The organism is uncultured Thioclava sp. (assembly GCF_913064665.1).
In the GTDB taxonomy this organism is placed as follows: domain Bacteria; phylum Pseudomonadota; class Alphaproteobacteria; order Rhodobacterales; family Rhodobacteraceae; genus Thioclava; species Thioclava arctica.
In genome coordinates, this window is sequence record NZ_CAJYBT010000021.1 from 25,120 (window position 1) to 38,168 (window position 13,049).

General features: G+C 62.4%; 11 protein-coding genes. 4 read left to right on the top strand and 7 right to left on the bottom strand.

Annotated features, from left to right (window positions below):
- The first annotated feature begins 12 nt into the window (after positions 1-12).
- Entirely contained in the window at positions 13-795 is a 783-nt protein-coding gene (locus QZ571_RS10580) for a tRNA (guanosine(46)-N(7))-methyltransferase TrmB (RefSeq protein WP_295534244.1), read from the top strand.
- A gap of 32 nt (positions 796-827) precedes the next feature.
- Here QZ571_RS10580 and QZ571_RS10585 read toward each other — a convergent pair whose 3' ends face one another.
- The 7 genes from QZ571_RS10585 to QZ571_RS10615 form a co-directional block, all read right to left on the bottom strand.
- Positions 828-3,905 (bottom strand): molybdopterin dinucleotide binding domain-containing protein, encoded by a 3,078-nt coding sequence (locus QZ571_RS10585; RefSeq protein WP_295534245.1) that lies wholly within the window; start codon positions 3,903-3,905, stop codon positions 828-830.
- Between the two features lie 10 nt (positions 3,906-3,915).
- The gene (nrfD, locus tag QZ571_RS10590; protein ID WP_295534247.1) at positions 3,916-5,037 is read right to left on the bottom strand and encodes an NrfD/PsrC family molybdoenzyme membrane anchor subunit; all 1,122 of its coding nucleotides are present in this window, start codon (positions 5,035-5,037) and stop codon (positions 3,916-3,918) included.
- Positions 5,037-5,789, bottom strand: coding sequence for a sulfate reduction electron transfer complex DsrMKJOP subunit DsrO (dsrO, locus tag QZ571_RS10595; protein WP_295534249.1), 753 nt, complete (start codon positions 5,787-5,789; stop codon positions 5,037-5,039). The genes nrfD and dsrO overlap by 1 nt, the downstream gene beginning before the upstream one ends.
- Positions 5,790-5,886: 97 nt before the next feature.
- Positions 5,887-6,504 carry a response regulator gene (locus QZ571_RS10600; RefSeq protein ID WP_295534251.1) on the bottom strand — a complete coding sequence of 206 codons (618 nt, stop codon included), beginning with the start codon at positions 6,502-6,504 and terminating at the stop codon, positions 5,887-5,889.
- Positions 6,501-8,309, bottom strand: a complete 1,809-nt coding sequence (locus QZ571_RS10605; RefSeq protein ID WP_295534253.1) for a PhnD/SsuA/transferrin family substrate-binding protein — start codon at positions 8,307-8,309, stop codon at positions 6,501-6,503. Before QZ571_RS10605 ends, QZ571_RS10600 begins: the two co-directional genes overlap by 4 nt.
- Before the next feature lie 411 nt (positions 8,310-8,720).
- On the bottom strand, positions 8,721-9,272 hold the full coding sequence (locus QZ571_RS10610) for an NTP transferase domain-containing protein (RefSeq protein WP_295534255.1): 552 nt from the start codon (positions 9,270-9,272) through the stop codon (positions 8,721-8,723).
- A 17-nt stretch (positions 9,273-9,289) separates the two neighbouring features.
- Positions 9,290-9,601 carry an NIPSNAP family protein gene (locus QZ571_RS10615; protein ID WP_295534256.1) on the bottom strand — a complete coding sequence of 104 codons (312 nt, stop codon included), beginning with the start codon at positions 9,599-9,601 and terminating at the stop codon, positions 9,290-9,292.
- A gap of 63 nt (positions 9,602-9,664) precedes the next feature.
- On the opposite strand from QZ571_RS10615, the gene QZ571_RS10620 reads away from it, so the two are divergent.
- The 3 genes from QZ571_RS10620 to QZ571_RS10630 all read left to right on the top strand — a co-directional run bounded on the left by QZ571_RS10620 (position 9,665) and on the right by QZ571_RS10630 (position 13,049).
- Positions 9,665-10,504 (top strand): TetR/AcrR family transcriptional regulator, encoded by an 840-nt coding sequence (locus QZ571_RS10620; RefSeq protein WP_295534259.1) that lies wholly within the window; start codon positions 9,665-9,667, stop codon positions 10,502-10,504.
- A 237-nt stretch (positions 10,505-10,741) separates the two neighbouring features.
- Complete coding sequence (locus tag QZ571_RS10625; protein WP_295534263.1) at positions 10,742-12,073, top strand: extracellular solute-binding protein; 1,332 nt, start codon at positions 10,742-10,744, stop codon at positions 12,071-12,073.
- Positions 12,074-12,203: 130 nt separating this feature from the next.
- On the top strand, positions 12,204-13,049 hold the full coding sequence (locus QZ571_RS10630; RefSeq protein WP_295534266.1) for a carbohydrate ABC transporter permease: 846 nt from the start codon (positions 12,204-12,206) through the stop codon (positions 13,047-13,049).

Here is a 13,049-nt window from a genome sequence, read left to right on the forward strand (position 1 = left end):
AGAGGCCCGGCCATGACACAGCATGATGACACCGCCCCGCGCGGCGAGACCTCTCACTCCGACCCCAACACCGCCCCGTGGCGCAATTTCTACGGGCGCCGCAACGGCAAGACGCTGAATAAGGCGCAACGGGCCTATCTGCGCGAAGATTTGGCGCAACTGTCGCCCGGTGCCGTGAGTTGGGCTGAAAACCCCGACCGCGTGCCCCTTGATATGGCCACGCGGTTTCATGGCAAACCGGTCTGGCTGGAGGTCGGCTTTGGCGGGGGCGAGCATATCGTGCATATGGCCTCGACCTATCCGGGGGTCGAGATCATCGGCTGTGAGCCCTATGTCAACGGCGTGGCGATGCTGTTGGGTAAGCTGCGGCGCACGCAACTGCGCTCGATTGCGGTGCATCCCGGCGATGCGCGCGATCTGATGGATGTGCTGCCTGAGGGCAGTATCGACAAGGCGTTTTTGCTCTATCCCGACCCTTGGCCGAAATCGAAACATCACCGGCGTCGCTTTGTGACCCAGGAACATCTGGAGCCGCTGCACCGCGCGCTCAAACCCGGCGCGGAATTTCGCGTGGCCACCGATATTCCCGACTACGTCCGTCAGGCGGTCGAGGAAATCCCCAAAGCCGGGTTCGCGCCGCAATTCGAGGTGCCGCCCGCGTTTGATTTTGACGACCCCCAGCCGACCCATGGCGATTGGGATGCGCCTTGGGAGGATTGGCTGTCGACGCGCTATGAACAAAAGGCGCTGCGCGAGGGCCGCAAGCCCCATTACCTGACCTATCGGCGGGTTTGAGGAGGGCCAGGTGACCTGCGCGGCGCGCGCTGTTAAGCGATGCGCCAGATTTTCGCAGGCAGGCCTTGGCGCACGGCGGTGCCCGAGACCGGATCGACCCAGACGCCGGCTTTGTCGCGCGTCGGATCGATCAGCCCGAGATCATTGAGCAACACGCCCGCCGCCAGTCGCGGATCGCCCGGTTTGGTCTCGCCGTCGATGGTGATGTCATGCGCACCAAAGCCGCGATGACCAAAGCCGTGCTCGATTGCGACCGTGTCGGGCGCGATGCCCTCGCGCACCACCGCGACGCTTTCCAGCATGCCCCCCGGCGTTGTCAGGCGCACCATATCGCCGGTGCGGATGCCATGGGCGCGCGCCAATGCGCTGCCCACGATCACCGGGTTGGAGGCGACGATGCGCAACAGCACTTCGGCCCCGACAGAATACGAGTTCTGCAGTGGAGATTTGTAGCTGAAGACCCGGATCGGCCAGTCCTCTTTGGAATAGTGATCGGAGACTTTCGATCCATCGGCGAATTCCGCCTCGCGCCAGGACGGGGTGCCGGGCACGCGGGTGCCGGTGGTGGCGCGGCGGAAGCTGCCGAGTTCCTCGTTCCAGATCATCATTGGTTTGTCGAACGCATAGGTCGCGCGCGCGCCGTCGTAGCTGCGCTCGATATTTTCATAGCGCCCGCCCTTGGCATAGATCGTCGCGGCGCGCCGCCATTCGTCGGGCTTGAGTACGGCTTGCAGGTCTTCCGCGATCCGCGCGACGTTGGACAGCGCGATATCTTCGTCGCTGGCGGGTGCCACCGGGGTCTTGCCCAGCATCGCGACATTGACCGCCCCGCGCAGATACCAATCCTCGGCTCGGTTGAGCGGATGCAGCACGCCCTGCGCATCGGGAATCGCCTCGTCGCCGAAACCGGGCAGGCCCATGCGTTTGGCCGTCGCGATCAGGAAGGTCTCCATCCCGACGCGGTCTCCTTGCGCATTCTTCTCCATCCTTGGTTCGATCACCGGCCAGCGCGCGCAGGTCGCTTTGGTCGCCACGCCACCCCATGGCTTGGTGAAGCCCCACGTTTCATACATCACCGAATCCGGCACGATATAGTCCGAGATCCCCGTGCTTTCATTGATGAAGGGATCAATCGAGATGATCAGCGGCACGACCTTGGGATCTTTCAGTTTTTCGACCAACGGCGCGACTCCGGGGATGCCATAGACCGGGTTGGTGTTGCGAAAGATCAGCGCCTCGGCCCCGTAGGGATAGTGGTTGACCATTGACGAAATCCACTCGGTCGCAAGGCCCGGCGCGTTGGGATACCAAGGGCCATCGGCGGGGTAGGGATTGCCCGCCGCTTTCTTGCGTTTGAATTCGCTGGTCTTTTCATAAGACACGTTGCGCCCCGCAGGCAGGCCTTTGGCTTTCACCGCGCCGGGGAAGCTGGCGAGGTCATAGGCCGGGCCCTTGTTTTCGGGGAACCCGCCGCCCGCGATCATTGCGCCGCCTTTCCAGTTCAGGTTGCCGATCAGCGTGTTGAGCATGCTGAGCGCATAGGCATTGGCAAAGCCCGACCCGCCCATCATCCCGCCATGGCTATCAACGGCGGCGCGGCGTCCATGGCTGGTGAATTCGCGCGCGAGGTCGATGATTTTGGCTGCGGGGATGCCGCAGGCTTCGCTATAGGCCTCAAGGCTTTGGCGATGGGCTTCGTCGCGCAACAGGCTGAGCGAGGTCTTAGCCGCGACGGGGCCGTTAGTGGTGTCCACCTCACCTTCAAAGAACAGCGGCGCGGGCGCGTTTCCGGCGGGAACGGGGCCATTTGACGACGCCACGAGATGGGGGTCGGCGTCGCAATAGGTGTCGCCCTCAACGGTCAGCCCCAGATCCGAGCCGCGCAGGAAATGCCCAAAGCGCGGATGGGTTTCGTCCACGATCACCAGATGGGTCGCGTTGGTCCAGCTTGCTTCACCCGCGGCATCGGCGGCGGCTTGCGAAGGCTGGGCGAGGTAGTCGTGATTGATCCGGTCATTGTCAAACATCCACGCCATCATCGCCATTGCCAGTGCCCCATCGGTGCCCGGTTTGATCGCCATCCAGCGCGACCGCTCGCCCGAGGGGCCGTTCTGCGCGTTGTTCAGGATCGGGTCGATCACCACATAGCTCAGATCGCCATCTGCGCGCGCCTTGGCCACCAGATTGCCGATGCGCTTGAACGGGTTGCCCGCATTGCCCGGCGCGGTGCCTGCGAAGATGATGAACTCGGCATTGGAAAAATCCGGCTTGGCATGGGGCATCGCCTTGAAGTCGCCAAACAGCGCGCCTGAGCCCGAGCGGAACGCTCCGCCGCAATAGCTGCCATGGCGGGTGAAGTTATTCGACCCGAAACTTTGCTTGAGCCAGCGCAGCACAAGATTGTCGCGCCCGTCATCGACGCAGTTCATCCACATCAAGCGGTTTGCGCGCGGGCCGAATTCGGGTGCACCCTCGACTGCTGGCGTTTCAAGGTCGCGAATTTCGCGCAGACCGGCGATGCGGCCCTCGCCAAACAGATCGCCGCCCTCGACGACCTCTTCGACAAGCTGTTCAAAGCTGATCGTCTGCCATTGTCCCGAGCCGCGCGGCCCGACCCGTTTCAGCGGTTTCAGCACCCGGCGCGGGTTCTCGACCTGTTGCAGCACGGCATTGCCGCGCCCGCAGGCGGTAGAGCGGTTGAGCAGCCCGTTGCCCTTACCAGCCTGCGCCATCGCAGCGAAACTTTCCGCGACCGAGCTTTCATAGGGGATGAAGGGATCGGTGCTCATCGGGGAATAGGGGTTGCCGGTGACGCGCAGCACCTTGTTGGCCGTCTTGTCCACCCGCACGCGCACGCCGCACATCGTGGTGCAGCCGATACACATCGTATAGCTCATCGCCTGATCGGGATTGAGCGCGATATCCCCGGTCTGCGGATTGACGCTGTATTCCGCCGGGCTCGAGTTGCCGGTGAGATGTTCGTTGCGCGGCACCGCGCCCGACCACTTACCCTTGGCCAGCTTTTTCACGGTTCCGGCATAGCCTACTCCGAACGTGGCCAGTGCCCCGGTCGCGACGGCACCTTTGAGAATGTTGCGGCGATTGGTCATGGCGGTCTCCTCAGACAGAGCGAGCAGGATGAGCGGGCGCAGAAGGGCGACGCCCGGCGGGCGGGGTCGCATCGGCCCAGGGGAAGAAGGTCGTGTAGGCGATGAGCAGGAAGATCCAGAGCCCGAAGGTGCCGATCACCCCCATCAGCCCGTCAAAGCCACTGGGCAGCAGCGCGTCATACAGGCCAGAGCCGACTTTCGGCACCGCCTGACCGCCCATGAAGACCGTCCAGCGAAACATCCAAGCGGCGTGGATCGCGATCAGCCCGGTCGCCCAGCCGGTATTGCGCGGCGCGACAAGCGCCAGCACGAAGGGCACAACGATGGCCAGCGCGCCCCAAGCCGCGATTTGCTTCCAGATCGGGAACCCCGCGACCGAGGCCAGAGCTTGGCTATGGGCGGGCGACAGGCCCGAGCGGGCAATCGTGAACCAGATGATGCCAAGCCCACCAACCACGGCCAGCGCAAAGACCAGATCGCGGTTGAGCGTTTCTTCGAGCGCGCCGTCGCGGTTCAGAACGCGTTCGAGCACCAGCATCACCCCCAGCGCGCCGACAAAGCCGGTGGCGGCGAATTGCAGCGGCAGCAGTGGTGAGTTCCACAGCGGGCGGGCGCGCACCACGGCGACCTCGGTGCCAGTGTAAAGCAGGATCCCCAGCGCCGCGAGCCCCGCGCCTAGGCCAAGCAGGCGGGCAAAGCCATTCGCCTCACCCTTCAGCGCCAGCAGGCGAAACAGCCAGGCAAAGCGCCAGTTTTCCTGCCCCATCGCATAAAAGGCGGGGCGGTGAATGGCCCATGCAAAGCCCAGCAACAGCGCGACGTAGCTCGGCACGATCCACGCGCCCCACGCCATCCAGGATGTCGTATGGGTGTAGACGAAGAACTCCCAAAAGCGGAACGGCTGGTGTAGATCGGCCAGCAGCGCGACGGGGGCGACAACACCGGTGGTGACGGCCACCATCAGCGCCAGCCGTGCCTTGGGAAGATCGCCCGCCCGTCCCAGCACGAAACCGGGCAGCGCCATCAAAAGCGCCGTGCTTGAGATCGCGATCAGGAAGAAATATTGCACTGCCCAAGGCAGCCAGGCGGCCTCATGCACGGCTCCGACGAGTTCGTGGACTTGAACCTGCATCACAGACCCTCCTTATGGCTGCTCACGCTATCGGCCATCTCGGGATGATAGGCGGCCTCACCGGCCACCCGACCGTCCAGCAGGTCATCCAGACCGATGTAATAGACATTGGGATTGGTGTGCATCTCGGGGCGTAGCACCGAGACCTCGTTCTCGCGCAGCATCCGCGACACCTCGCTGCCGGCATCGTTCAGATCGCCGAAATTGCGCGCCCCGCCAACGCAGGTCTCGACACAGGCTGGCAGCAGCCCCGCCTGTGTGCGGTGGAAACAGAAGGTGCATTTATCCGCCACCTGCGTCTCATGGTTGATGAAGCGCGCGTCATAGGGGCAGGCCTGCACGCAATAGGCGCAGCCCACGCATTTGCTGGCATCCACCAGCACTTCGCCATTCTCCGCCTTGAAGGTCGCCTCGACCGGGCAGACCGGCAGGCAGGGCGGATCATCGCAATGGTTACACAGCCGGGGCAGCATCACCATTGCCGGGTCCTGACCGTCCTTGACCAGTTCATAGACCGAGACATGGGTGCGAAACGCGCCTTCGGGGACGGCGTTTTCCATGATGCAGGCGACGGTGCAGGCCTGACAGCCGATGCATTTGCGCAGATCGACCACCATGCCCCAATGCGGGACGGCGGTGGGCGTGTCGGATTGCGCGGCTTCGGCGGCTTGGCTCGCACCTGCGATTGAGGCGGCGGCGCCGATGGTCACCTTGCCGATCGCGCCAAGAAAGCCGCGGCGGGTCGTGTCCATAGGGCTGATCCTTTCTATGCTGGGTCAGCCCGAACTTTACGTTGATGCCTTGCACCGCTCTATCGGTGCAAACCCCGAAGGGTCTGGGGGTTAACCCCTAATCCGCCTGCCATCCCGCCGCGACAAGGCGTCGCACCAGATCGGCAGCGCTGCTGGCTTGCATCTTGTCCATCACGTTGTGGCGGTGGTTTTCCACTGTTTTGAGACTGATACCCAGATCATGCGCGATCTGCTTGTTCTGCCGCCCTGCCAGCACGGCGCGCGCCACTTCGGCCTCGCGCGCGGTCAGGCTTTCGATGCCCCGGGTCAGCTGTTCGCGCCCGCCCAGCGATTGCGCGCGTTCGCCGCTGACACGCAGCGCCTCGTTGATGCGCTCGACAAGGGCCATGCCATTGACCGGCTTTTCAAAAAAATCCATCGCGCCAGTCCGCATCGCGCGCACCGCCATCGGCACATCACCATGCCCCGTGATCATGATCACCGGCAGCGGGCAGTCCCGCCGCCCCAGCTCGTCCAGCAGGTCCAGCCCCGTCATTCCGGGCATGCGGACATCGGCAAGAATGCAGCCCACAATCTGATTGCCCAGCGTGGCCAGCAGATCGGCGGCGCTGGCATGCGATGCAATCGTCAGCCCCAGCGAGGACAGCAAGAACCCCAGCCCCTCGCGCGCGGCGCGGTCATCATCGACGATATGGATCACGGGCGTGTCGTTCATGCGGCATCCTCACCGATTGGCAGCCAGATCGCCACCCGCAATCCCACCCCATCCGCCGGACGCTGCGCGCGCATCCAGCCGCCATGCGCCTCAATGATCGAGCGCGACAGGGCCAGCCCCAGCCCGATCCCTTCGGGTTTCGTGGTGTAAAACGCCTCGGCGAAATGGGCCATCGCGGTCTCGGACATGCCCGTGCCGCGATCGCGCAGCGACAGGCAGATCCCCGCGCCACGACCGGGTTCTTCGGCGCGTTCGGCAGTGATGAGAATGCGGCGCTGGGCGGGCTCGGTCTGTGCCATCGCGTCCACCGCGTTCTGCACGAGGTTAAGGATCACCTGCGTCAGATGTACCCGGTCGCCGATCACTTGCGGTAGCCCCTCGGCGCACAACACCTCGACGCGCACGCCCGCGCGGTGGGTCTGGGCGTGATACAGCGCGCTGCATTCCGCCAGCAGTTCGCAGATGTTGATCGGGGCGCGCTGGCTTTCGCGTTTGCGCACGAAGGCGCGGATGCGGCGGATCACGGTGGCCGCGCGCTCGGCCTGCGCGGCGATCTCGCCCGAGGCGGTCTCCATATCGCCCTGCGAGAAATTGCCCGTCTTGAGCCGCAGCAAGCAGCCCTGCGCATAGTTGGAAATCGCCGAAAGCGGCTGGTTCAGCTCATGCGCGATGGACGAGGCCATCTCGCCCAGAATCGAGAGCCGCGCGACATGTTCCAGCTCGCGCATATGCAGCCGGTCGGCGGTTTCGGCGCGCTCGCGTTCGATCATCTCTTGCTTGAGTTGGGTGTTGGCCGCGTCCAGCGCCCGCGTGCGCCGCCGCACCAGTGTCTCGATGCGCACGGAATAAAGCGCCCAGAACATCAGCGCCACGGCCAGCGCGATCAACCAGTCGCGGTAATCGGCGATAAAATCGCGCAGGTTGACCGGGCCGGTGCGGGCATAGGGGCCAAGCTGCAACTGGCGCAGCAGATCATGCACCGGCTGGTAATCCAGCGGCACCGTCCAGCGATTGCCCGAGGGCATCTGCATCAGCGCAATCGCCACCTGCTTGGCCAGTTCGGGCGAGGTCGCGGGCGTTTTCGCAAAGGGCCAACCGGGATAGACCCTGCTCGAGAGCGCACATTGCGTCTGGCCAGATGGCTGAAGGGCAAAAGCGTGCAGCGCCCCGTAGCGCACCGGGTCGTCGCGCTGCAATTGCTCAAGCATGCAAGGGCGCAGCACCGCCGCATCGGCGCGCCCCTCCAGCACCGCTTGGGCGGCGCGCTGCATCGGATAGCCCGTCACCTCAAGCTGCACCTTGGCGGGCAGTCGGGGATCGGCTTTCAGCATCTCGGACCAGATCACCTGAAACCCACCAAACGCCTCGGGGGCGGTGATCGCCATCTTGCGCCCGGCGAGATCATCGAGGGTTTTCAGGTCTTGGGTCGTGACCAGCGTCGAGCCCACCGGCTGATCGGACTGCGCGGTGGCGATGCGGCTGATATGATGGCGATATTCCAACTCGGCATAATTGCCCGGATTGGTGATGACGAAATCCAGATCCTGCGCCGCAAGCGCCGCGTCGAGCTGATGGATATCAAGCGGCTCGAAGCGGAAATCATAGCCGGGCAGGGCCGCATCCAGCGCGGCTTCGGTGGGCTTCCAATGGCTGAGCGAGTGATCCGAGCCGAGGTAATCCAGAACCCCGATCCGCAGCGTCTCTTGCGCCTGCGCTGCCGGGGCGAGCAGGATGAGACAAGGGAGCATCGCCAGAACATGCCGCCCACCAACCCGCAACCGCGCGGCCACGATCTTCAATGTCACATCGCTATTCCCACAATCACGCGCCTGAGCCAGATCCGTTCGCCCAGCTTTCGGGATGCCAGAATGCTTTGGCGCGGTCAAATGGCACGCATCTCGGTTGCGCAGGTGATACGGCCTCAATCGCTGCAGAGGGAAAGAAAAAGGCGGCCTGGACCGCGCGATCATTGTTGGGGGAGAGGCCATGAAGCCATTCCTTCCCGAGACACAGCGCCAATCCATCTTGGGCCGTTGATCGTCTCCACGCGTCACCCCGATGGTTGGCGACAATGGGAAAGGGCGCGGCGTGCTGCGCGCCCTTGTCACGCCTGTGCGCTTCTGTAGCGCCCCGTGTTGGTTTCGTCGGTTTCGACGGCACGTATTTATAACGCAGGGGAGGCGAGAAAACCTTCACGGTCGAACACGGAGGCGGTCTCAATTCCGCCAGAGGTCTTGCGGAATGTCGATGTCACAGGCTTCTTGGGCCGAGAGGGGAATAAGCGACTTGTGCGGCAGGGCGCGCAGCAGCTCTCGGGCGCCTTGATCCTGTTCCGGGTCGGGCATGCGCCGCATATCATCTGCGACCAAAAGTGCCGGCGGCATCGAGATGCCGTTGAAAACGCAGGCGCGGCTGCCGCTGTCGCTATTCACCAAGGTTCGGAGTGTGTCAGTTGAAACGGAGGGCATGTCGCCCAATACGAACAGCGCGCGTTCCGCGTGCAGCGTCATAGCGCAGTCGCGCGCCATTCGCCACGTCCGAGAGAGCGGCAGGCCCCGCTCAATCTGATGCACTTGGAACGACGCAGGGAGCGCTGCGCCCACCCTCTCGGAAGAGACGAGCGCAAGAAGCGCGTCGCACCCCGCTGCCTCGAGGGAGCGCGCAGCTGCAAGCACCAGAGGCGCGCCGTTCCAGTCTGCAAGAAGCTTGTCCTGAGAGCCGAAGCGACGAGAGGCGCCAGCGGCGAGAAGGATGCCGAGCGTGCGCATGGTGACTTGCGCCCGGTTCAGTCAAGCGGAGAGAAAGCGGCGGGTTGCAGGAAGATGCTTTCCTGATGCACGAGATAGGGAAGGATCTTGGGCACGAAACCCTGCCAGTCCGAGTCTGCGCCGAGCTTGGCTCTTTGTGCGCTGCGGTGGCCATAATCTTCATAGGCCCAAAGGAAGGTGACCGCGTTCAGTACGCCACTGTCACTGACCCAGCATCCGGCGAGCTTCGCGTATTGACTGATGATATGAAGCCCCTCGGCCTCATAGAGCTTGAGGAATTCAGGCGCTTTCCCGGGCGTGATGCGGTAGGTTCTTTGTTCATAGATCATGATGCGCTCCGGCATGAATGGCTTTGAATCTTAGGCACTGGTGCGCCACGATGTGTTAAGGCTATGACCAAATTCTTGGTGCACGCAACATTTAAGTCGTCACTCGACGAAAAAAGCTTTGCCCGCGCGCGTCGTGGGCTACTATGCAATATTAAGGGCGTTGCGTCCGACGTCATGGTTAAGAACAACGGATGCGAGGGGGATAACGTGCAGGCCAAATCGACAGCAGCTCGGGGTGCGCCAAAAGCGCGCGGCACCGGAAACAAGCCTGGTTCGCCGCAGGGTTCTGTCCGGATGCCGTTCAACAAGCGCCGCGCTCAGATTCTGGACGTCGCGACCGACTTCTTTGCCGAGAATGGCCTTACGGGGCAGACGCGTCAGCTGGCGGAGAAGTGCGGCATTTCGCAACGCCTTCTCTACCGCTTCTTTCCGACGAAGGAAGATCTGCTCAAGGAGGTCTATAACCAAGAAATCCTTGGCGCATTCAAGGCAGTCTGGTTCGTGGATCTTCAGGATCGTTCGCGGCCGGTTTCAGAGCGCCTCGAGGCTTTCTATCGCGACTACCTTCAGTCTACATTGACGCGCAAGTGGTTGCGGCTGCTCCTTTACGCCTCTCTGGCCGAAGCAAATATGGCGCCTGACTACATCGCGGCGATCATCATGCAGGTGCTAGAGGTCGTAATGCGCGAGGTGGCGCATGAGAAGGGGGTGTCCCTGCCCGAAGAGCCTGCATTGCTCCACGAGATGGCATGGACGCTGCATGGTGCGATCTCTCACTACGCGATTAGGCGTCACATTTATCAGAGCAGCCTGTCCCTGTCCGAGGACCAGGTGGTGTCAATGCATGTTCGAGTGTTCCTTGCGGGCTTCGGGGACATGATCGACGTGTGTCGCGGCGACTGACCGCCACAATCAGCTACATTTCTTACGTTTTCAGCTGCGGCGATGGCCACGGATGCTGAAAATTTGTGCAATTTCCGTCGGGGAAGGTGAATCTTCACTTTTTCGTTTGTCGTCAATTGACGAATTAATAAATCGCCAATAGCGTCGATTCTTACAAACAAGTTCAACGGGAACGGTGCGCTGCGAAGGGACCTCAATCGAACTCGGGGCGGGCGGCCATGCAAAAGGAATCGAATGATGCTCAAGGATAAGATGCGCCAGCTCGGGCGCCGGGATTTCCTCCGCTATTCGGCGGCGGGTGCAGGGGCGCTAATGGCGCCGGGTCTGGTTCGTCCGGCGCGCGCCGAGACCGCAGGGCTGACGATGCACACATGGTCCGCCGCAGTCGACACCGTGCAGAGTCACCTCAGCGCCTTCACGGCCGAAACCGGGATTCCCGTGAATTACGGAAATTCGCCCTGGGCGCAGTATCGCGAGGGCATGGTCGCAAAATTCGTTGGCGGTGCGCCGCTCGACGCGATGTGGGTGTCGGATTCGTGGCTGCCGGAATGGGCCGAGGCTGGCTGGATCGCTCCGGTCGATGAATTCGACAGCCTGATGAAATACAACGCTGAGGCCGAGGATTTCTGCACCCAGTCGATGACCTATGGCGGTCGGCAATACGGCCTGACCTATTACACCGACTACATGGCGTTCCTTTATGACGAGGCGAAGCTCAAGGAAGCTGGCTTTGATGCGCCGCCGTCGAGCTGGGATGAGCTGGTGGAGCAGTCCCGGGTCATGAAGGAAAAGGGCATTGCCGAATATCCGATGATGCTCGCGATGGCGCAAGAAAGCTGGCTGATCGAGTTCATCTCGACGCTGGTCTACTCGCATGGCGGCCGACTGGTCGACGACAGCGGCTCGGCCGTTATGCAGGACTCGAAGGAAGGTGCTGTCGAGGCGCTGCAATGGGTGGTTGATGCGGTAGACAAGCACAAGATCGTATCGCCCGCCTGCGTCGAAACCGGCGAACTGGCTGGCTTGAAGTCGTTTGCGGCGGGGAACCATGCCTTCGCGATGGTCGCAAAATACCGTCTGCGGATGCTCAACGACCCTGCGCAATCGCAGATCGCGGGCAATGTGAAGCAAGCGATGATGCCGCAAGGCGCGAACGGCTCTCACGCGACAGTGGGCTGGATGCGTTTCCATGGCATGTCGACGCAAGCCGCGCAGGACAAGGCGCGCGCCGAGAACACCGCGAAGCTGATCGAATGGTTCGGCGGCAAGTCGGACGGAGCCTACACGTTCCAGAAGCTCCTGTTCCTCGATATCGGGGCCGGGTTCGGTGTGAAGCCGCTGTTCGAGGATCCGGAGATCCGCGCGGCCTACGACTCTTATGGTGATGTCAATATGATCCAAGCCCAGCAGGCGCTTGCCCGCAAGAAGGACACGATCACCCCGTGGTTCGGTGAGTGGAACGACACCAATGGTTCGGCCTGGCAATCGGCGATCCTTGGAAATGTCGATGCCGCCGGGGCGGTCAAGAAATCTGCCGATCTGTGGAACGAGCTGAAGGACAGCTACTAAGCAGGCGAGGCGGGCCTTGTAGAAGGCCCGCCGACTGTCGGGCAGGGCAACGGGAGAGCATGACGTGGCGGATACAATGATTGGGGCGACACGCCCGAGATGGCGGCTAGGATACGAGGAGCGCAGCGCTATGCTGTTTCTTGCTCCGGTGATGGCTGTGCTGGGCGCGGTCGCGGTCTTCCCGATCGCCTATTCGCTTTATATCAGCTTCTTCAGCATCAAGCTGACGCGCCCGAACCGGACCCCTTTCGTTGGTCTCAAGAACTATACCGATCTTTTGGGGGACGAGGCTTTCTGGGGCGCGGTCTGGCGCACGGTGAGTTTCTCGCTCGTCTCAGTCAGCGCGATCGCCGTCATCGCATTGCTTGTCTCTCTGCTGCTGAACCAGGAATTCCGTGGTCGCCGTATTCTCTCCACGATCCTGCTGGTGCCTTGGGCGATCCCCTATGTCGCGAACGCGCTGATGTGGAAATGGATCTACGATTCCAGCTATGGCGCGCTGAACGGCATTCTTTATCAGCTTGATTTCATAGATAAATACATGGTCTGGCTGGGGGATCAGGACAAGACGCTGTTCTTGATTGCGAATGCTTTCGTGTGGAAGGAAGTGCCACTGGCCACGATCCTTCTTCTGGTCTCGCTCAAGTCGATTCCGGCGGATCTGTATTTGGCCGCGCGCGTCGATGGAGCGACGGTTTGGCAGCGCTTCGTGCATGTCACCCTGCCTGCGATGAAGCCCGGTTTCATGTTGGTGATGATCTACGAGACGATGATGGCGATCCGCCATTTCGACCTGTTCTTCGTGCTGACCGAGGGTGGGCCTGGCAGCGCCTCGCATGTGCTGTCTTGGCACATCTATGTCGAAACCTTCCGCAACCTCTCTTTCGGTAGCGGGGCCGCGATGTCCTACCTGCTCGCAATCGCGACCTTCGCACTTTCCTACCTCTTCATTCGAACGCTGGGGCGCAAGATCTGA

Bases quoted from the DNA above. Each gene is read 5' to 3' on its own strand.
- QZ571_RS10580 (WP_295534244.1), top strand. From the start codon at position 13: ATGACACAGCATGATGACACCGCCCCGCGCGGCGAGACCTCTCACTCC.
- QZ571_RS10585 (WP_295534245.1), bottom strand. From the start codon at position 3,905: ATGACCAATCGCCGCAACATTCTCAAAGGTGCCGTCGCGACCGGGGCA.
- nrfD (WP_295534247.1), bottom strand. From the start codon at position 5,037: ATGCAGGTTCAAGTCCACGAACTCGTCGGAGCCGTGCATGAGGCCGCC.
- dsrO (WP_295534249.1), bottom strand. From the start codon at position 5,789: ATGGACACGACCCGCCGCGGCTTTCTTGGCGCGATCGGCAAGGTGACC.
- QZ571_RS10600 (WP_295534251.1), bottom strand. From the start codon at position 6,504: ATGAACGACACGCCCGTGATCCATATCGTCGATGATGACCGCGCCGCG.
- QZ571_RS10610 (WP_295534255.1), bottom strand. From the start codon at position 9,272: ATGCGCACGCTCGGCATCCTTCTCGCCGCTGGCGCCTCTCGTCGCTTC.
- QZ571_RS10615 (WP_295534256.1), bottom strand. From the start codon at position 9,601: ATGATCTATGAACAAAGAACCTACCGCATCACGCCCGGGAAAGCGCCT.
- QZ571_RS10620 (WP_295534259.1), top strand. From the start codon at position 9,665: ATGACCAAATTCTTGGTGCACGCAACATTTAAGTCGTCACTCGACGAA.
- QZ571_RS10625 (WP_295534263.1), top strand. From the start codon at position 10,742: ATGCTCAAGGATAAGATGCGCCAGCTCGGGCGCCGGGATTTCCTCCGC.
- QZ571_RS10630 (WP_295534266.1), top strand. From the start codon at position 12,204: ATGCTGTTTCTTGCTCCGGTGATGGCTGTGCTGGGCGCGGTCGCGGTC.